Raw genomic sequence first — 19,225 nt, 5'->3', positions numbered from 1 at the left:
CAAATGATGGTCCCGAAAATGATCGTTTCCGGGACGGCGACACGAGCATGGTCGCCGAGACGCATTCGCCCAGGAACGAGCGTCCCGAAACTCGTCCCGAAACAGTACGTCCAGGAATTGAGTTACGGGACGGTTTTCGGGACGATGGAAGGGTGAACACCCACACCGAAGCGGCCGCCGTGCCGTCGAACGCGATCCGCATCGGCTACGCCCGCGTCTCCACCCGCGCCCAAGACCACCTGTCCCAGATGGAGGCGCTGAGCACCGCGCACTGCCGCGAGGTCGTCGAGGAGACCGCCAGCACCCGCACCGAGCGGCCCAAGCTGGCCGCGACCGTGGCGCGGATGCACGCCGGCGACACCCTGGTCATCTACAAACCCGACCGAATCGCCCGCAGCGTGAAAGAGCTGCTGGTCTTCTTGGAAGACCAGCTCGCCCCGCGCGGCATCAACTTGGAGATCCTGTCGGGCATCTGCGCGGGCCTGCACCGGCCGAGCGGCCAATCCATGGCCGACAAGCTGTTGTTCATGGTCGCGGCGATGGCCGCGGAGATGGAACGCGAGATGATCCGCGAACGCACCCTGGACGGCCTGGCCGCGGCCACCGCCCAGGGCCGCAAAGGCGGCCGGCCCCCCGCCCTGGACACCGACACCCTGGCCATCGCCCGCGCCCGCCGCCAGCGCGGCGAATCCATCACCGCCATCGCCAAACACCTCGGGGTGGGCCGCTCCACGCTGTACCGGGCCCTGGAAGGCGACGAGCGGACCATGGCTGGCCCGGCCCCGGCCGAACTCTCTGTCGCCACCGAGTCCATACCGGCCGCCGCACCCCGTGAGAGCACCCTGCCCAAGACGCGCCTTCTGGCCGCCGAGGAGGAGGCACCGGCAGGGTCGCGCCGTCCGTCCTCGGCCCGACCGACAACCAAGCCCGTCACCGAGGCCGTCAAATCCACCGAGGTCGCCCAGGTCACCGAGGTCACCGAGCCGACGCTGTGGGAGCGCTACGGGGATCCAGCCACACGCCGCCGCTGGTACACCGACGCCGAACTCGCCGCCGTCCAGCTCCTGGCCACCGGCGACGTCGACAGCTCGCAATGGGTCATCGTCGCCGGCGACATCCTCGGCACCGTCCGGCCCAACCTGTCGGCTCGCGGCACCCGATCAGGATGGCAGGCCCGCCACCGCGGCGGCGGCCCCGTCTACCACCTGAGCGGCAAAGGCCGCGGCGCCCACCCGGCCACCCGGGACAAAGCGGTCGCCGAGCTGGTGGCCGATGTTCGGCACCGGTGGACCGAACAGCGCCGCCGGGAACGCGAGGCCTGACCGGCACCGAACCGAGAACGAGCGCACGTGAAGAACGCCGACGACGAGCAGCCCTACATGGGGTGTCGTTAAGAAACGCATCACCAGCTCCAAACGGGCGAGAAGACGCAGGCTAGCGCCTCGCATCTGAGGGGCACGAAGGTCCTGGAGGGGCGATACCTCTACGGAAGACCCCTTTCCTGACCTGCGGAGACGTTGCCGTTTGGGGCTGGTGATGCGTTTCTTAACGACACCCCATGTCGGGCCCAGCGTCGACACGCCGCACATCACACACCCCCAGAACCCCCGCCGCACTGGCCGATGACTCCCGAAGGACCTTCTGTGTGAAGCGGCTGATAACCCGCTCTACCTCCTTCGCTGTTGATCTCGTGGTACCACGTTGGGATTCTTGGTGGCTTCACGGAACTCGTCGTGGTTCTCCTGGCCCATGCTCTGCGGGGCGCCGTGATACCAACTGTCGGGGTCGGCGTTGATGATGAGTTCGGGGATGTCCGCCCTGTGCGAAGAAGAATCAGAGCAGCTGGCCATCGTTGCCGAGGCTCGCGTCCAGTTGGCCGCTATTACCGAGGAGATCGGCCCCGCGCCGCGATGCCCGACGAGCGCGTCGCCCAGGAGCACAATGAGCAGGTCCAAGCCAGCGTGCCTGGGCGACGCCGCGACGCGGCCCTTCGCAGGGGCGGAGCGGCCGAGGCCGATAGCCACCAGACAGTAAAAAGAAAGAATCAGTCAGAGATCATCGAGAACAGGTGAGCAGTATCAAAAATCAGAGATAGTCCGAGAAGTGATATGTCACGAGTCGGGGTCAAATCTAATAATGACCTCTGATGCATATTCTTCATTGTCGACTTCGATAGACAGTCGGCTGATCCCCTTATCTATATGAAAGATGGCGGATATGTCTCCAACGGTGTCGCGAGCAACGAACTGGCCAGACCTAAATTCCATATCACCGTTGTATATAGATGTGAGGTCTCTTCTAGGCTTGCCCCCGCTAACAATTTTTACGTTAACTATTCCGTCAACGTAATTAAGGACGGGCAGGTAAACCGAATCTTTTTCAATGTCGATCCCCGCTTCACTGGGGTTCCAGTGGTCGTGTGTTTCTGTGCTTTCTAGGTCCTGAAGGATCAGCAGTCCGTGAGAAAAGGGCATGGAGAATTCCCCCATAATTTCTGGGGAGTCATCTTGGTTAGGGGACAAATTTGTAATCTCCTCTGTTTATTCCACTTACTAAGCCGCCTTGCAGTAGACGGCAGGCGTTGCAGTGAGGGTAGCCAGTCCATGGTCCGTTGGGAGCCATGGATCCGGGAGGTTGGTGGTCGCCTATCCAGTTACCTGTCGTCGTTCCTGGACTTGTTGCTCCACACGTATGACATCCGTACTTGTTTCCGCTCTCGTTGATGAGGGGTTGTTCAGTATGGCGATTAACCCTATCACCTCGCTCTAGGGATGTTCCCTGACGGGCAAAGGGTCCTGGACCTAGAGTCTGATCGGTTACTTGACGCTCTCGAACTGCGGGAGGAACTTTCCCCCTCCCTGGACCGGCAACCCTTCCAATCCCGCCAGGCCCCACTGTGAGGATTCCCATGCATGTCGAATATGCGTCAACATTGTTTGCGTAAGCTTCACACGGATCTTTAGTTGCAGCTGCGTAGCCGTCCTTAAATGCTTGAGTGTTTGGGTCTCCGAACCGCGGTTCGCAAAGTGCGGGAAAAATGTGGCCGTTCCACTTGCAATCCCATGAGGATTTGGCGCCGCCACCAAGCCCATCGAGGAAACCGCCGAGCCCGTCCCAAAAATCTCCCTCAGGGATGCTTGGAGGTAACGGGGGGTTTACGGGAGGCGGAGGGGTCGTGGAGATGGGTGGGGTGTAGTCGACCGGTTCGGTGTTGCGGCCTGGTCCGGAGTCTGGGGGTTTGTTCCAGCTGCCTCCGCCTCCGCCTCCGCCGCTGTCGACCGTGTTGACGACGATGGTTGTGGGGCCACTATTTTTCGGAAAGCCGAGCTTTTCGTATATGTCTTTCTTGGGAAGTTTCGGCTTCGGTTCGGGGGACTTCTTTGGGGGCGGCTTAGTGTCTTTCTGTTTTTTATCCTTATCGTTGTTTGGCGGCTGGGGAGGGTTTGGCGGCTTGGGCGGGGACGGCGTATTGTTGTTGCTTTTTCCTGACTTGGGAGGGTCGGACTTCCCGTTGTTTTTTCCGTTGTTTCCGCCCGAGCTGCCTGAGTTGCCTGATCCGCCGCTTTCCCAGCAGCCAGTTGCTGTGCCGACAGGGCCAGGTACACGAGCCAGCGATTTCGCGGAGTTAGCGGCGTCTTGGGCGTCCCAGTCGTCGTCGCAGTGGATGTCTGGCGGGTCTTGGCCGCTGGGGTCGTCGTAGACCAGGGGGCTGGCGTTGGCGTAGGTGTAGCGGTTGGCCTTGATGGAGGGATCGGGGTGCAGGGTGGGGGTGTCGCGGGAGATGAAGGCGCCGGTGCCGGGCTGGTACCAGCGGGCGTGCATGTTGACCTTGCCGGTGTCGGGGTCGGTGTATTCGCCCTGGTAGCCGAGGGTGCGTTGGGTGCCGGTGTGGTGGGTGGGTTTGCCGAAGGGGTCGTAGGCGACCGAGTCGACCAGCGCGGTGGCCGAAAAGGTGGCGACCAGGTCGCCGTGCTGGTCGCTCATGGTGGCCAGCGCCGGCCCGGTGCCCTCTTGGAGGCTGAGCAGGCCGCCGGAGGGGGCGCGGCCGTATTTGGCCAGGGTGGTGTTGGCGCCGTCGGCGATGGTGGCGATGTCGTTGCTCAGCCCTGAGTAGACGAAGCGTCGCTGATCGGCGCCCTTGGTGCGGGAGGTCACCCGGCCCAGCGCGTCGTAGCCGTAGCTGGCTTCGCCGTCGGAGATGAGCCGGTCGAAGGCGTCGAAGGCCAGGGTGCGGGTGGTGCCGGCTTTGGTTTCGGTGGCGGTGGTGCCGCGGGGGGTGTAGGTGTAGTCGGTTCCGGCGCCGGAGATCAGCCGGTTGCGCTGGTCGTAGACGAAGGTGTCGCTGCCGGCGCCGGTGCGGTTACCTGAGTCGTCCCAGGCATAAGCGGTGGTCGCGCCGCCGGGCGCGGTCCAGGAGGTCAGCCGCCCGGCGTGGTCGTAGCCGTAGGTATTGGTCCCGGCGCCGGCGGTGCCGGTAGTGGTCTTGCTGGTGAGGTTGTCGTCCTTGTCCCACCCGTAGACGATTTTCGCCAGTTCGACACCGGAGCTGTTCTTCACCGTCTGGGAGGCAGGCCGGTCAAGGGCGTCGTAGCCGTAGGTCTGCGTGCCGGCCGGGTTGGCGGAGGTTTTGCTGGTGAGCCGGTCGGCGTTGTCGTAGCCGTAGGTCCAGGTGCGCCCGGTCACCGGGTCGGTGGCGGTTTTGAGCCGGTCGGCGACATCCCAGGTGTAGGCCGCGGTGCCGGTCGGGTCGACGCGCTGGGTGGGGTTGCCTGAGGCGTCGTAGGCGTAGGTGGCGACCTGGGTGGTGGCCTTGGACACCTTGGTCAGCAGGCTGCGGTCGTTGTACTCCAGGCTGTAGTCGCCGATCGCGGTGACCCGGTCAGCGCTGTCGTAGGTGAAGGTGCGCTCAGGCGTGGCGACCGAGGCGCCGCTGCCGGTTTGTGTAGTGAGCCGGCCCAGGTGGTCGAAGGTGCGGTCGATGCGCACCCCGCCGGGCTGCAGGGTCGCGGTGGTGTTGCCGGCGGCGTCGTAAACGCTGGTCCAGGTCCGATCGGCCGCGTTCGGGTGGGCGCTGGTGGAGGGTTCGATGACGGATTCGACCAGGCCGAGACTGTTGTAGGTGGTCCAGGTGGCGTTGCCGCGGCCGTCGGTGGTGCGGGTGCGCGCGCCGGTGGCGTCGTAGCCGAACGTCGAGGTGATCGAGGTGCCGGCCGCGACCGGCTCGATCAAGGAGGTCATCCGGTGTGCGGCGTCGAAGGTGCGGCGGGTGATGCGCCCCTCACCGGAGGTGGTGCTGGTCGCGTTACCGGCCAGGTCGTAGCCGAACCCGAAGGTGCGCACCACCGTGTCGATCGTATTGATTTTGGTGAGGTCTTTGGCGGCGATCTGGCGGCCGGCCAGGTCGTATTCGGCCTCGGTGGCGTTGTTCAGCGGGTCGGTAACCCTCACCGTGCGGCCCAGGATGTCGTAGCTGAAGGTGGAGGCATGCGTCAGCGGGTCGGTGATCGAGGTGGGCTGCCCGGCGGCGTTGACCACGTAATCGGTGGTCTTGGTAGTGGAGCCGGGGCCGGGGGCGACGGTCTTGGTGAGGTTGCCGGCGGTGTCGTAGGTCAGCTTGGTGGTGTACGCCGCGGTGGTGGGTGTGCGTTCGATCTGCGTCGCGGTGATCTGACGGCCCAGATCGTCATAGGTCGCCTCCGTGCGGGCGCCGGTGGGATCGACCGCGGCCAGCTGCTCGCCCCGCAGGTTGTATTCCGCCGTCCAGGCGCCGCCGGGCCCCGACGGGCCCGGATCGGTCACCTTGACCGCGCGGCCCAGCGCGTCGTAGGTGGTGGAGGTGACGTAGGTGCGCTCGTCGGTGACGCTGGTCAGCTGACCGGCCGCGTCGTAGCCGTAGCTGATCTTCGGGATCAGCGCGGCCCCGCCCGGCGGGGTGTAGGAGGGCGACGTGGTCGAGGTCAGCCGGCCGGCCTTGTCGAAGGCAGCGGTGAGGGTGCGGCCCTCCCCGTCGACGGCGTGGGTGGCCAGGCCGGCGCTGTTGTAGCCGTAGCGCACCGTGGGCCGCCCAGCGACCGCTGTCGCGTTCTTCTCGATCGTCACCTGCGGCGCCTTGGCCTCCACCAATCGCCCGGCCAGGTCATAGCGCATCGTGGTGGTGAAATCCGCCGCCGTGGCGCCGGAGGCGTTACCGCGCGGGTCGGTCGTCGCGGTCAGCAAGCCCCGGTCGTCGTAGGTGCGGGTGGTGACCAGGTCATCGGCGCCGTTCTCCACGGTTTGCCGGTCCACCAGGCTCAGCGCGTTGTAGGTGTAGGTGGTGGACTCGGTGCGGGCACTGCCCGCCCCGGTGAAGGTCTCCTTGGTGATGTTGCCGACCGCGTCGTAGGTGTAGGCGGTCTTGCGGCCGAGCGCGGCGGGATCGAACGTGGTGGAGGTCAGGCGACCGGCCGCGTCGTAGACGTAATCGGTGGTGGCCTTGTTGCCGCCGGTGACCTGTTTGGTGAGGTTACCGGCCGCATCATAGGTGTTGGCCTGCAACACCACATCCGTCGCAGTCGTCGACTCATTAAGCCGCACATCATCGCCGACGACCTCCGACAAGCGGTTGTCGGCGAAGTAGGTGTAGCGGGTTTTACGGCCCATCGCATCCACCCGCCCGCCCAGACGCCCTCCATCGTCGTAGGAACGCGCCTCCAGCACCACGTCCTGGGCCGGTTTCGGGGCCAGCGGGCTACCGGTCCAGTTCTTGAGCGTCGTCGAGGCCAGCTCACCACGCTTGGTGTAGCCGTAGGCGAAGACGGTGCCCAGCTGATCGGTCGCCGATACCCGCGCTCCTGTGTTGTCCCACGTGGAGCGCGTCACCCCGCCCTCGGGGTCGGTGACCGTCTCCACCCGGCCCTTGGCGTCATAGGTGTAGCTGATCGTTCGCGCCGCATCGCCGCCGGTCAGATCGGCCACCGTCTCCGTCAGCGGGTCGCCGTCGGCGTTGTAGGTGTAGGTGGCCTTGGCGGTGTGGGTGACGTTGGTGACCTCGTTCTTCACCCCCGGCGCGGTCTGCGTCACCAACCGCCCGGCCCCGTCGTAGGTGAACGTCGAGGTCACCCCGGCAGGGTGGGCCGCCGACACCTCGGTACGCGAGGTCACCCGCCCTACCGCGTCATAGCCGAACTTCACCACCAGCCCCGATGGGCTGGTCTGCTCGGCCAGGTCCCCAGCCGCGTTGTAGCGGTAGGTGATCTCCTTGTCCCTGGCGTCCTTGGTCGACTCCACCAACCCCGCCGGAGTGAGACCACCACCGATCGCGGGCTCGGTGCCGTCGGTGTAGGTGGTGGTGGTTGAGCGACCGGCGGGGAAGTCAGGGGTGGCCGGGGTGGTGTGCTTGGCCACCTCACCGTGGGCGGTGTACTCCCACTTGGTGGCGTAGGTGGTGTCGTAGGAGTAGGCGGAGCGGGCGTCGCCGCTGAAGGTTACCTGGTCATTGCGCGGGTCGAACTCATCGCTGGTGTTGCGGTAGAACTCCCGGTAGGTGCTCTGACAGTTCCCCGTTGCCCGGCAGGTCTTAACCTGGATGGGGTTGCCCTTCTCGTCGTTGAGTTGCTCGGTGACAACACCGTTGGGGTCGGTGACCTTGGTGGTGAAGCCGCCGGTGTCGTAGACGATCTTGGTGACCTTCTGCAGCTGGTCCGTTCGGCTGACCGGGCGGTGGTTGCGCCAGCCGTCGTGGACATATTTAAGGGTGTTGTTGTTGGGGTCGGTCACCGAGACCGTCATCAGCTCAGTGAAGTCGACGGAATCGTAGGAGTAGACCGGTTCGCCGAGTTTCCAGGTGCCGCCGTGCTGGTCGACATGGGTGGCGACTCGGTCGTTGGCCGGGTTGTAAGTGGTGGCCATCCATTGGCGCCCAGAAGGCAGCGTGATCGTGTTCAGCTTGAACGGTGCTTCGGCGCGGGCGGCGTAGTGGGCGCTGACCTGGGCGGGGCTGAGTACCTGGTCGTAGACGGCGACCTCGTCGATGGTCCCCTTGAAGCCGAACTCCGTGAGATTAGGGCGGCCCGCCGGGGAGCCGGGCAGGGTGGAGTCGGCGGCGCCGCTGCCGATGACGGTGCTGCCCATCCAGCTCATCGACTCCACTCCCACGTTGACCGAGCCGGCGGCGGCTCCGTCGACGTACAGTTTCGTCACCCCGGAATCGGCGGTGATCACCGCGTGGTGCCATTGGCCGTCGTTGACCACCTGAGATGAGGTGACGGGGGTAGGGGTGCCCTCCATCATCGAATTCAGCAGCCCGCGCAGTTTGCCGTCGGTGCCCACATACAGGCCAGGAACCCCGTACCACAGCAAGGAAGGGTTCCAGCTGCCGCCGGCCCAGAAGATGAAGCCCGAGTTGGTGGTCTTGAACCACGACTCCACCGACATGCTCTTGCCCAGCTTGGGAAACAGCCCCCACTCCTCGATGCCCGAGTTGGTGCCGCTGCCTTGGAAGTTGGCCGAGGCGTTTGTGGTCCCGCTCAGCGCGCCCGGCTTGCCGGTCTGCACCCCTGAAGGCAGCGGGTTGCAGCCGTTTTGTCCGCTCTCATCGGGAAAACACGTGTAGGTGCCGAATTCGGGATCACTAACAGTACGGACCTCGCCCATCCGCCAGTACCCCAGCGGGCGGTCATCGAGCACCACACCCCGATATCGTGATCCGCTGGTGTAGCCGTAAGTGGTGCAGTTGGGCGCCGCCACCGGCGCACAGGCCTGGCTCAGACGCTGGGCGTCGTAGGTGTAGGTCCACGTCAGCGGCTGGCCGTTGACCGGGGCGGTGGACACGGCCGTGACGCGATCCCCGGTCCAGGTGAAAGCCAGGGAACGGCCGCCGGTCGCGGTGACCGTGGCCAGCTTGCCACCCGCGTCATAAACCAGGCTTTGTGCCCGGCCCCGGCTGTCGGTCACCGTGCTCAAACGCCCCTGGGCATCGAAGACATACGAGGTCGACGCGGTGTCCTTCAGCCGCCACCCGCCGCCGGCGACGGTGGCCAACGTGGCGTTGACACCCGGCGGAGACTGAAAGGAGGTGATGCCCCCGAAGGTGCGTTTATGCCCGAAGCGCAGCACGCGGCCATCGGGGTAGGTCACCAGCAGCGACTGCGGTGTACCGGCCTCAGGCCGGATCTTCATGTCGAACCGGGTCGACCAGCCGGCCCCGAACATCCCATCGGTGCGCGCGTCGAGACTGTTGTAGGAGCGCACCACCGACAGCGGCGGGCCCGCGGTGGGGATGGAGGCGTCGGTGAAGGTGGTGGTGTAGTTACCCGCCAGCTGGTGAAACTCCTGGCCGTTGGCGCCGCGGGTGGCCAGCTGGGAGCTCACCACGGGCTGGCGCACCGCGGTCAGGAAACTCAGATTCGACAGGGTGCCGGTCTCCTGGGTGGTGGTGTCGCGAATTGTCACCTCCCACACATATGTCTTGCCCCACTTCAGCACCCCCGCCGGCACCTTCCATCCGGCTTCGGTCCAGTACCGCCATTCCGACAGCGTGCAGGTGGTGGCGTTGCCGTTCTCCAGCAGGCAGACCTTGTAGCGGTACTCGTAATACGGCCCTCCCAGGCCGCCGTTGTAGCCGTCGGCACGCAACTCCGGAGTAAGGGTGTCCACCGTGGATCGATCATCGGGGTAGTAGCTCGCGATCGTCATGCCCATCAGCGACGCGCTGTCACGAGCCTGCGGTGACAACACCCCCGCACCCGGCTTGTTCGGGGAGGAGCGGGTGAACTTCTTAGCGGGCACAGCGTCTTTGGCGTCAACCGACAATGCCCCCGCAGGCCTCTTCCCCTCCTTGGCGGTGCCACCGGAGGAGGAGCCCTCGTCTACTTTCGCTGTCGTCGCCGTGGCCGCCGAGTCGACCAGCGACGGAAAGCCTGCTGCTGAGCCCGTCAGTTGCTTAGGGGTGACCGGTTCGCCGTCAACAAGTACGACGGGCTTCCCCGCAGCCGAAGCCGAGGCTGAAGCCGGGAGTGCTTGAAACAGCAGCAGGCCCGGCGTCACGGCAGTGATAACTGCGGCCACTTGCCAAGCTCTCCGGCCGATCGGACGCGGTCGCGACAGACTGCGGCGCATACGCCGTCACCCTCCGAACAAGTCAGCGCGAGAGCCAACCGCTCCCGCGTTACCCCAGCCCGCTACCAGGCCCGAAGTGGGGCCGGGGTCGTCGGTTCGGAGCGCGCTATAAGCAAACGATCAGAAATTACCCATAGATCACTTAAGTGCGCAAGATCTACATAAGGAGGAAATAAAGGCTGTAAAGCCACGTTTGAGATGAAGTCATCCTGTATGCGTGCATGTCCGACCCCTCTGGGTGATCAAGTGGGAGCACCTCAACACGACACAGAGGCGGCGTGAGGTGACGTTCCGCTCAAACGGTGAGGTCTCCGGCCCGCTCGAGCGAGCTTGCTTCCGGGCCGTGTTCGACGGGTCCCATTTCCCGCGGGTCGCGACATGTCCGGATGTGGACGCGGGTGAGAACCTCGCGCGAGCCGCGACTCCCTGGATAAGTGACATTATCCGGGGAGTCTCGATATGATCTCCCCGGATAACCACCGGGCGCAGGCCGGGCTAACGCCGGAAAAACTCCCCGGATAATAAAGAGAGGGGTTTCCCGGATGGCCGCGAGCACCGACAGTAAGATCAACAATGGTGGCGACGGAAAGACCGGCAACCGGGTTGACGATCGCGATGGCGGGCGAGACGGTGGCCGAGTCGACAACCGTATTGCCGATCAGGGTGGGTCCAGGGCGGGCAACGTGGTGGTGCTTCGGCCCGGTCGGGAGGCGGGGTCGGTGGCGGCCGCCGCGGAGGCGGCGTTGGCCGCGTTCGGCACGCATCTGGATCGGTGCGCGCTCGCGGCGAACACGGTGACCGCGTACCGCCGCCAGGCGCTGGCCTACCAGGAGTGGTTGCTCGCGCGGGCGGCCGAGCACGCGGACGCGTTCGTCGACCTGGTCGGCGCCGAAGCCGCCGTCACCGCCTGGCGCCGGCACCTGCTCGCCGCCGGGGCGTCGCCGGCGACGGTGAACCAGGCGCTGGCCGCGGTGACGCTGCTGTATGAGCACGGGCCCAGCTTGCGGCTGGCGGTCAAGCGCGCCCGGGTGCCCAAGCCCGGTGCCCCGGATGCGTTGTCGCGGGCGCAGGAGAACGCGGTCCGCCGCGCCGCCGACCGCCGCGGACCCCGCGACGCAGCCCTCATTGCTCTCCTGCTCGGCACCGGCGCCCGCGCCGAGGAATGCCAGCGCCTGCGCGTCGGCGACGTGCCGATCACTCCCCGCAGCGGCACTGCCCGCCTACACGGCAAAGGAGATGAGGTGCGTACCGTCCCGCTACCGGTCCCGGCCCGCGAACGGCTCACCACCTGGCTGCAGATGCGCGCCGAACTGCTGGCCGCGCGACCCGCCCTGGCGGACGCGGTCGGTGAAGGACTGTGGGTCGGCCAGCGCGGGCGACTGTCGGTCGACGGCGTCACCGACGTGGTCCGCGCGGTCGGCAAGGACGCCGGCCTGCCGGGCCTGCGCCCGCATCGGCTGCGCCACACCTACGCCACCCGGCTGCGCGAAGCCGGCGCCGACCACGCCCAGATCCAAGCCCTCCTCGGGCATACCTCAATCGAGACCACCGCTCGCTACTTCCGCGCCTCCCCCACCGAGGTCGCCGATCTGGTTGACCGCGCTCTGGACTACTGACGGCGAAACGGTGGCAACGGTTGCGTTGAGTCGGCGATCGATGCGGAGCTCAAGAACGCCGTGTGATCGCCTCTGCTACCTGGCCGTCTATACGAGTCCTGCCTGCTCCTGCCAGTACGCCAGGTTGCTTCGGGTGGTCAGGGTGTTGGGGTGTCATCGCTGATCGGCCAGCGGCCGTGCTGCTGGCTGTCCACGCCCGTCCCTTTCCGTGAATGCCGTCTGTGGCTTCAGCTGGCTTCACCGACATGGCGTCACACCCCTCACCGATATTGCCGTCGACGCGTGAGCCGCGCGTCCGCGCTAAGCCGGGCCGTCCTGCCGCTGCGAGGCAGGGTGCCCTTGGGCTGGTGCGGTGAGGGTGCCGGAACGGGATGGGGGCGAGGTCGGGGTGCTGTCGGCGGCAGCCAGGGCCGATCGCGGGTGAGAGGGACTTCAGTGGCCCGGTCCGGTCTGTCGTGCCGGGCCGGACCGGGTCGTGGAGGAACCCGATGTCCGGGGGGCCGGGAGTGAGTCGAGGCCGGGGGTCTCGTCCGTCTTCTGCGGGGCGCGGCGTGCATGGACCGCGAGGACGGCGACGGCGGCGAGCATGAGCAGCCAGCCGGGCCAGCCGCTGAGCCCGACGGTCCAGGGGTTGGCCAGCGCCACGGGGTCGTCGTCGGCGAGTACGACGTTGACGAAGCCGGTGATCAGCGTGTTGTTGGCCGCGTGGGCGAGCACCCCTGGCCAGATGAGGCCGGAGGCCAGCCGCAGCCAGCCGAGCAGGACGCCGTAGAAGATCGCGGTGATCAGGAAGGGAAGCAGCCCGGAACCGCCCTGCGGCCCCACGTAGCCGGGCAGATGCCACAGTCCCCAGATCAGGCCGCTGAGCAGGAGCGCCGGCCACAGGCCGAGCGGGCGCAGCGCGGGCAGCAGGTAGCCGCGCCAGGCCCATTCCTCGCAGAAGGCCAGGGGCAGCAGGAGGGCGAACAGGCCGAGGTTGACGGCCAGGGCGTACAGGATCAGGCCGACCGGAACGCCGTGCTCGCCGAGCGTGGCGGGGGCGTACACGCTACGCAGCCCGGAGAAGCCGGTCAGGTCCAGCGGGTAGACGCCCGCCAGCGCGCCGATGCCGATCGCGGCGAACGCGAACACGAGCGGGAGCAGCAGCCCGACCAGGCAGAAACGCAGCAGCCTGCGGGCCGGGCCCAGCGGCGCCAGGGCGGTCTCACGCCGGGCGTCGCGAGAGCGGCGCACCCAGCGGACGGTGACGAAGGTGGCCAGACCCGCCGCGAGCATGCCGCCGGCCGCGATCAGGTCGACGCCGGTCAGGAGCCGCACCACCCAAAGCAGCCAGGGGATCCCGAAGGCGAGTGCCAGGAAGACCGCGAGGTCGCGGCGGCGAGATCGGACGGTCGTCGCAGGGAACATGAGTAAGCCCCTCTCTTTTATCTGTTCTATTACATCTATATCAGATAGAGTTAGGGTGTGCTTCTGACGATCGATATCGACAGCGACGTGCCGATCTACCAGCAGATCCGTGACCGGGTGGTCGAGGCCGTCGCCGACGGCGAACTGGCCGCGGGATCGGCACTGCCCTCCACCCGCCAGCTCGCCGCCGACCTGGCGATCAACTTCCACACCGTGAACAAGGCCTACGACCTGCTACGACGCCAGGGCGTCATCCGGATCAACCGCAAGAGCGGGGCCGTGGTACGCCGCGACGCCACCTCCGGCCCTCCCGAGCCAGGCTTCGCCGAGGAGTGGGAACCCCGGCTGCGCACGCTGATCGCCGAGGCCGCCGTGCACGGGATGGACCCGCGAGAGGTGCTGCGGCGCAGCGCCGGAGTGCTCGACTCGTTCGCCGCCAGGCAGGAGGCCTCCACATGATCACCGACCTGCCGCTGGTCGCGCTGGTCACGGTCGCGGCCTGGGCGCCGCCGGTGCTGGGCCGCCCGACGCTGCCCTTCGGCGTGCGGGTGCCCGGCGATCGGGTGAGCGAACCGGCGATCACCGCGCAGCGCCGCCGCTACACCCGAGGGGTGCTCGTCCTCGGCGTGATCGCGGCCCTCGTCGTGGCGTTCGGTGTCCCCTCCGGCGCCGTCCTGATCCTGGGCGCGGCCGACATGGCGCTCTACTACGCCGCCCACCGTGCGATCGCGGCGGCCAAGCGGCACGACGCCTGGTACGCCGGCACCAGGCAGGCCACCGGTACCGACACCACGTTCCGCACCGATCCGGTGCGCCCGCCGTGGCCGCTGCTGCTTTCTCCGCCGCTCCTGGTGGTCGTCACCGCCGCGATCGGGATCGGCCGCTACGGTGAGCTGCCCGCCACCCTGGCGACCCTGCGCGGCATCGGCGTCGACACCGCCGTCCGGGTGCCCACTACACCCGCCACCGCCTTCGCGGCCGTCGCCGCCCAGGCGGCCATCGCGCTGCTCGTGCCGATCCTGATCTTCGCGCTGCTGCGGGCCAGGCCCGAGCTCGACGCCGCGCACCCGAAGACCTCCGCCCGCCGCTACCGCCTCTACCTGAGCGGCACGGTATGCCTGCTGCTGGTGGGCGCGGGCTGCGCCAACCTGACCCTGCTCTTGTTGGCCCTGCGGCAGTGGGAGATTCTGGCGCCGTCGGTGGCCCTGACCGCCGTCACCTGGCTGCCGCCGATCGCCGCGGGGATCGCCCTTCTCGTCTTCGGCGTCCGGGTCGGTGAGGCGGGGCACCGGCTTCCCGCCGACGGGCGGGAAGCCGACTCCGGCCACGTCCAGCGCGACGACGACCGTCACTGGCATCTCGCCGGAATGGTCTACGTCAACCGGTGCGATCCCGTGGTCATGGTCCACCAGCGGGTCGGCGGCCGCTGGACGCTCAACTTCGGCAACCCGGTCGTCTTGATGGGCATCGCCACAGCGGCGCTCCTCGCCGGACTGGCCATGGCACTGCGGCCTTGGTGATACCCGGTCCGCGTACCTGCCGACCGCGCTCGATCGGCTGCGCGCCCCAGGCGTCCTGATCACGGACGAGGACGCCGCCCGGCTGTCCCCGCTCGGCCACGCCCACCTCAACGTCCTGGGCCGCTACCTTCGGTGAGCGGCTGGGATCCGGGCGCGGCCCATCCGCCGGGGCGCGCTCACCTGCCGACGCTGCCTGAAGCTGACGCTGCAGGAGCCCGCCGACGAGGAGTTGGAGTTGTTCGGCGTGGCCACCGGCGTGCCAGAGCGCGCAGCCCCTGCTCAAGATCGGTACGGGCGATGCCGAGTAGCGCGCATTCCTGGCGGGCTTGACCTCTGCCGGTCACGTCCCCGCTTGCGAAGGTGGTGGCCGCCTGATCCTTCGGCTCAGGGCCGTGCGGGGGTAGGGCAGGTTCAGCGCGGCCGCGGGCGGGTCGTTGAGGTAGTCGCCCCACGGGCAGCCGGCCACATGCGGGCATCCCTCCAGCCAGGTGTTGCAGTGCCGGCACAGCAGGCCGCGCACGAGCATGGTGTCCGGGTCGTGGTCAATGAAGACGCCGAGCGCTCCAGGGGTGCCACCGGAATACGGCAGAAACGGGCCGCGGGTTGGGGTGCCAGTAAGACTCGCGCCACAGGTACACGTGATCGTATTGAGCCTGTTCGTCGGCTTCTGCTGCTGACCGGATCGATCCGGCAGGGTGCGCGCGTTGGCCGGTATCGCCCTGGCCTCCACCTGCACCAACGCAATCGCGTGTACCTGTGGCACGAGTATTACCGACACTCCGACATGGTGCGGGTGGGAAGTCGCTGCCAGGTTCAACCGGGCGACGAGCCGGAACGCCTGCCGCTGCCGGTCACCATCGAAAGCGATGCAAAGCACCCTTGGAACGATCCATATGCGGCTACTCAGAAACCGACCTAGCATCCCGGAAACGACCGCCGCCGCGAAGGGCCACAACGCGACGGCGGTCTGTTGTGCCATCCAGTCAGGTAACCGAAGGAGCAACGTGACGATTCTAGTGACAGGTGCGACCGGGAACATCGGTCGCCGTGTAGTGGATCGGCTGGTGGGTGCCGGTCAGCGGGTGCGGGCCATGACCCGCGATCCGCGGGCTGCGCGCCTCACCGACGGGGTCGAGGTGGTGTACGGGGATTTCGAGCGGCCTGAGACCTGGCCGGACGTGCTGGACGAAATCGAGCGCGTCTACCTGTTCCCCTTCCCCTATGTCGCCTCGGAGCCCGGGGCCGGGTTCGTCGAACAGGCGGCGAAGGCGGGTATTCGCAGGTTCGTGGTGCACTCCGCCGCGGCTGCCGGATTCGCCCCCGGTGACGAGCCGGGTGACCGGAGCCTCAGCCCGCTCCGGCGCCACCTCGCCGAGGAACGGCAGGCTCATCGGGAGCTGGAGCTGATGGTGGAGGCCACCGATGCCGAATGGACCCATGTGCGACCGGGGCTGCTCGCGGTCAACGCCCTGGGATGGGCGGAGCGGATCCGTGCCGAGCGGGTGGTGCGTGAGCCGTACGGCACCGCCGGATATCCGCTGGTCCACGAGGCCGACATCGCCGAGGTGGCGGTCGCGGCGCTGCTGAGCGACTCCCACGTCGGCGCCGCGTACACGATCACCGGTCCGGCGAAGATCTCGCAGGCTGAGCAGGTGAAGGCGATCGGCAGGGCGATCGGGGAAGAGATCCGCTTCGAGGAACTGACACCGGAGCAAGCCCGCGAGCAGTGGCTTCAGGACGGTTACCCGCCGGAGATGGCCGACTGGCGGATCGAGTTGCTGGCCGCGGCAGTCGACGGGCCGGGATCGCTCCCGCCGACCACCACCTTCCAGCAGATCACCGGACGCCCCGCGCGTACCTTCGCGCGGTGGGCCCTCGACCACACGGCGGACTTCCGTCCGGCCGGACGCACGGAGGAGGCGGCATGACGATCCTGGTGACCGGAGCGACCGGCCTGGTGGGCCGGGAGGTTGTCGGCCAACTACTGAAGACGGGCCACGATGTGCGCGCACTCACCCGCCGGCCCGCGGTCGCCGGGCTGCCCGAAGGGGTCACCGTGGTCGAGGGCGACCTGGAGCGGCCCGAGTCACTGCGGGCCGCCCTGCGAGGCGTCGAGCGGATGTACTTGTTCCCCGTTCCGCACGCGGTCTCCGACGTCGTCGCGATGGCGAAGCGGGCCGGCGTCCGGCAGGTGGTGGTCCTGTCCGGAGCGGAGGCCGACAACGACGCGTTCGGGAGTGGCTACCAGGTCGTCGAACGGGCAGTGGAGGAGTCCGGGCTGGAGTGGACGCACCTGCGGCCAGGTGAGTTCGCGGGCAACTGGCTGGACTGGGCGGAGAGGGTGCGTACCGAGCGGGTGGTACGCCGGCCCTACGGCGGCGCGGTGACCCAGCCCACCCACGAGGCTGACGTCGCCGCGGTGGCCGCCACGGTCCTGGCCGAGGACGGCCACGCGGGCATGACGTACACCTTCGCCGGACCCGAAGCACTCACCGTGGCCGAGCAGGTGAAGGCGATCGGGGTGGCGATCGGTCAGGAGATCCGATTCGAGGAGCAGGATCCGACACAGGCCCGCGACGAGTGGATTCAGGATGGCTATCCGGCGGAGGTCGTCGACTGGCTGTTCGGAATGTGGGCGGAGTCCGCACGCGACCCCGCGCCCGTCGACGAGGAGCGAGCCGCCATCGTACAGCGTCTCACCGGCCGTCCCGGTCGCACCTTCGCGCGGTGGGCGGCGGATCATGCGGCGGACTTCAAACAACCCATCTCATAGAAAGGGCCGTTTCTAAGCCGATCTGAAGAGAGCCGATGAGATCCCGTCCGATCACCTCGATCGGACGGGATCGATCTCGTCTGTGCTCGGCGACCGCTGCAGGCACGTCGGCCAGCTTCGAAAAGTACCCCAGCCGCTGGTAGGTCTTCAACCACACCAGCAAGGACATCAGGTACTGATCATCCTGTGTCTCGCCGCGGGCCCACTTCACCTCGTCAGTCGACGAAGTGAAAACCTCCGCCAGTTCCCGCGCCAACACAGCCCGTGTGAACCTCGGATACACCGTCCGGTCGATCGACGCCACCCGAACTCCCGTCAATCACCACCAACCAGCGCGAACCTCAGGATTCCAACGATCGCTGATCAAGCGCGTGGCCCGTTTCTGCCGTATTCCGGTGGCACCCCTAGCTCCCCGCGCCCGCGGGGATGGTCCCCCCGACGGGGTTCCGCAGTCCGTTCAGACCGTGTGCTCCCCGCACCCCCGCAATTATCTTGGGTTCTTGTCCCCTTCTCGCAGGTCAGAGCGCGATGATCTTGTCAGGCGCGTAAGGCACGCTGGTCTACCCGGAAGTGGTACACCAGTTGCTCACGCGCACCATCCACGCCCACCCGCTGACCCAGCTAACGTCGGCGAACGCCAGGTGCTGGAATCCATGGCGCAGGGCCCTGACCAACGCCTCGATCGCGCAATCCCTGCACGTGTCGCAGAGCGCGGTGGAAAAGCACGTCAACGCCCTGTTCGACAAGCTCGCCCTGTCGCACACCACCGGCTACAGCTGCCAGGTCCCGGCGGTGCTGCGCTACCTCGGCTCCTGAGGTTTTCCGCAGGAAGAGTGGGCGGGGCACCGCATTCTGCCGCGAAGTCGATCTCCGTAGCGTCGTAACCATGATGCAGACGATGATGAACGTGCTGGTGGCGGCGGTGGTGGCGGCGGGTGGCTCCGGCACGGACGTACGCCCCGGCATGGAGAAGATTGTGACGGGCAACGGCGCCACGGCGATCCTGGCACGGGTCTCCGACGCCGACCGCACCTGGTCGGGCGCCGTGGGCGTACGCGACATCGAGCGTGGCGGACGGCCTTCTCCCAACGGCTACTTCCGGATCGGCAGCGTCACCAAGACCTTCGTCGCGACCGTGGTGCTCCAGCTCGTGGACGAGAACAAGATGGACCTCGACGACCCCATCGAGCAGCACCTGCCCGGTCTCGTGCCCGGCGGCTCACAGATCACCGTCCGCGAGCTCCTCAACCACACCAGCCACCTGTACGACTACATGAGCGAGCCCGGCTACTCCACCAACCGCTGGCGCGGTGAGGCCAGGTTCCGCTCGTACCAGCCGCGGGAGCTGCTCAAGGTCGCCTTCACCAAGCAACTCCCCGACGACGGGAAGTGGCACTACTCCAACACCAACTACGCGGTGCTCGGGCTCCTGGTGGAGAAGCTGACCGGCAACCCGTACGGCGAGGAGGTCGAGCGCCGCATCCTGCGCCCGCTGAAGCTGCGCCACACGGTGGTGCCGGGGAACAGGGCAGGAGTGCCGTCGCCGCACGCCAAGGGATACGAGCCGCTGCCCGGCCTGGTGGACTCGACTCGGATGAACCCCTCGCTGGACTGGGCCGCCGGGGAGATGATCTCGACCACCGACGACCTGGAGACGTTCATGTCGGCGCTGCTCGGCGGCAAGCTCATCAGCAAGCCGTCCCTGGAGGCAATGCGCACGACGGTCGAGACCGGGGCCGGCTTCGGCTACGGGCTCGGGCTGCAGGCGTACACGGGGCATGACGAGCATCGGAACGAAAAGTCCCGTTAGCAGA

At 67.2% G+C, this 19,225-nt stretch carries 15 protein-coding genes; 9 read left to right on the top strand and 6 right to left on the bottom strand.

Annotated elements, in window-relative coordinates; genetic code table 11:
* Positions 1–152: 152 nt before the first annotated feature.
* Entirely contained in the window at positions 153–1,322 is a 1,170-nt protein-coding gene (locus ACTOQ1_RS34945) for a recombinase family protein (RefSeq protein ID WP_440072251.1), read from the top strand.
* Between the two features lie 345 nt (positions 1,323–1,667).
* On the opposite strand, the gene ACTOQ1_RS34940 is transcribed toward ACTOQ1_RS34945, so the two are convergent.
* The 3 genes from ACTOQ1_RS34940 to ACTOQ1_RS34930 all read right to left on the bottom strand — a co-directional run bounded on the left by ACTOQ1_RS34940 (position 1,668) and on the right by ACTOQ1_RS34930 (position 10,044).
* Complete coding sequence (locus tag ACTOQ1_RS34940) at positions 1,668–1,955, bottom strand: hypothetical protein (RefSeq protein WP_440072250.1); 288 nt, start codon at positions 1,953–1,955, stop codon at positions 1,668–1,670.
* A 156-nt stretch (positions 1,956–2,111) separates the two neighbouring features.
* On the bottom strand, positions 2,112–2,474 hold the full coding sequence (locus ACTOQ1_RS34935) for a hypothetical protein (protein ID WP_440072249.1): 363 nt from the start codon (positions 2,472–2,474) through the stop codon (positions 2,112–2,114).
* Between the two features lie 37 nt (positions 2,475–2,511).
* The gene (locus ACTOQ1_RS34930; RefSeq protein WP_440072248.1) at positions 2,512–10,044 is read right to left on the bottom strand and encodes an RHS repeat-associated core domain-containing protein; all 7,533 of its coding nucleotides are present in this window, start codon (positions 10,042–10,044) and stop codon (positions 2,512–2,514) included.
* 593 nt (positions 10,045–10,637) lie between these two features.
* Here ACTOQ1_RS34930 and ACTOQ1_RS34925 point away from each other — a divergent pair.
* Positions 10,638–11,711 carry a tyrosine-type recombinase/integrase gene (locus tag ACTOQ1_RS34925; RefSeq protein ID WP_440072247.1) on the top strand — a complete coding sequence of 358 codons (1,074 nt, stop codon included), beginning with the start codon at positions 10,638–10,640 and terminating at the stop codon, positions 11,709–11,711.
* Between the two features lie 432 nt (positions 11,712–12,143).
* Here the strand turns inward: ACTOQ1_RS34925 and ACTOQ1_RS34920 are convergent, their stop codons facing one another.
* The gene (locus ACTOQ1_RS34920) at positions 12,144–13,118 is read right to left on the bottom strand and encodes a lysostaphin resistance A-like protein (protein WP_440072246.1); all 975 of its coding nucleotides are present in this window, start codon (positions 13,116–13,118) and stop codon (positions 12,144–12,146) included.
* A gap of 57 nt (positions 13,119–13,175) precedes the next feature.
* Here ACTOQ1_RS34920 and ACTOQ1_RS34915 point away from each other — a divergent pair, with 57 nt between their 5' ends.
* From ACTOQ1_RS34915 to ACTOQ1_RS34905, 3 genes are read left to right on the top strand one after another with little or no spacing between them, the layout of a single operon-like run.
* Positions 13,176–13,577, top strand: a complete 402-nt coding sequence (locus tag ACTOQ1_RS34915; protein ID WP_440072245.1) for a GntR family transcriptional regulator — start codon at positions 13,176–13,178, stop codon at positions 13,575–13,577.
* Positions 13,574–14,638: a DUF1648 domain-containing protein gene (locus ACTOQ1_RS34910; protein WP_440072244.1), complete on the top strand. Its 1,065-nt coding sequence runs from the start codon at positions 13,574–13,576 to the stop codon at positions 14,636–14,638. The genes ACTOQ1_RS34915 and ACTOQ1_RS34910 overlap by 4 nt, the downstream gene beginning before the upstream one ends.
* Before the next feature lie 16 nt (positions 14,639–14,654).
* Positions 14,655–14,774: a Tn3 family transposase gene (locus tag ACTOQ1_RS34905; protein WP_440072299.1), complete on the top strand. Its 120-nt coding sequence runs from the start codon at positions 14,655–14,657 to the stop codon at positions 14,772–14,774.
* Between the two features lie 204 nt (positions 14,775–14,978).
* Here ACTOQ1_RS34905 and ACTOQ1_RS34900 read toward each other — a convergent pair whose 3' ends face one another.
* Positions 14,979–15,617 carry a hypothetical protein gene (locus ACTOQ1_RS34900; RefSeq protein WP_440072243.1) on the bottom strand — a complete coding sequence of 213 codons (639 nt, stop codon included), beginning with the start codon at positions 15,615–15,617 and terminating at the stop codon, positions 14,979–14,981.
* A 25-nt stretch (positions 15,618–15,642) separates the two neighbouring features.
* Between ACTOQ1_RS34900 and ACTOQ1_RS34895 the strand changes: the two genes are divergently transcribed.
* Both ACTOQ1_RS34895 and ACTOQ1_RS34890 read left to right on the top strand, forming a co-directional pair.
* Positions 15,643–16,566 carry an NAD(P)H-binding protein gene (locus ACTOQ1_RS34895; RefSeq protein ID WP_440072242.1) on the top strand — a complete coding sequence of 308 codons (924 nt, stop codon included), beginning with the start codon at positions 15,643–15,645 and terminating at the stop codon, positions 16,564–16,566.
* The gene (locus ACTOQ1_RS34890) at positions 16,563–17,411 is read left to right on the top strand and encodes an NAD(P)H-binding protein (protein ID WP_440072240.1); all 849 of its coding nucleotides are present in this window, start codon (positions 16,563–16,565) and stop codon (positions 17,409–17,411) included. Before ACTOQ1_RS34895 ends, ACTOQ1_RS34890 begins: the two co-directional genes overlap by 4 nt.
* Here the strand turns inward: ACTOQ1_RS34890 and ACTOQ1_RS34885 are convergent.
* Positions 17,392–17,715: a hypothetical protein gene (locus ACTOQ1_RS34885; protein WP_440072239.1), complete on the bottom strand. Its 324-nt coding sequence runs from the start codon at positions 17,713–17,715 to the stop codon at positions 17,392–17,394. The two genes, ACTOQ1_RS34890 and ACTOQ1_RS34885, sit on opposite strands and share 20 nt — an antisense overlap.
* A gap of 278 nt (positions 17,716–17,993) precedes the next feature.
* Between ACTOQ1_RS34885 and ACTOQ1_RS34880 the strand changes: the two genes are divergently transcribed.
* Positions 17,994–18,227 (top strand): hypothetical protein, encoded by a 234-nt coding sequence (locus ACTOQ1_RS34880; RefSeq protein WP_440072238.1) that lies wholly within the window; start codon positions 17,994–17,996, stop codon positions 18,225–18,227.
* A gap of 70 nt (positions 18,228–18,297) precedes the next feature.
* The gene (locus ACTOQ1_RS34875; RefSeq protein ID WP_440072237.1) at positions 18,298–19,221 is read left to right on the top strand and encodes a serine hydrolase domain-containing protein; all 924 of its coding nucleotides are present in this window, start codon (positions 18,298–18,300) and stop codon (positions 19,219–19,221) included.
* Positions 19,222–19,225: the final 4 nt, after the last annotated feature.

This window comes from Streptosporangium sp. OZ121 (assembly GCF_051918885.1).
Taxonomy (GTDB): domain Bacteria; phylum Actinomycetota; class Actinomycetes; order Streptosporangiales; family Streptosporangiaceae; genus Streptosporangium.
The sequence above is the reverse complement of the archived record's forward strand: the minus strand, read 5'-3'. Positions and strand labels throughout refer to the sequence as shown.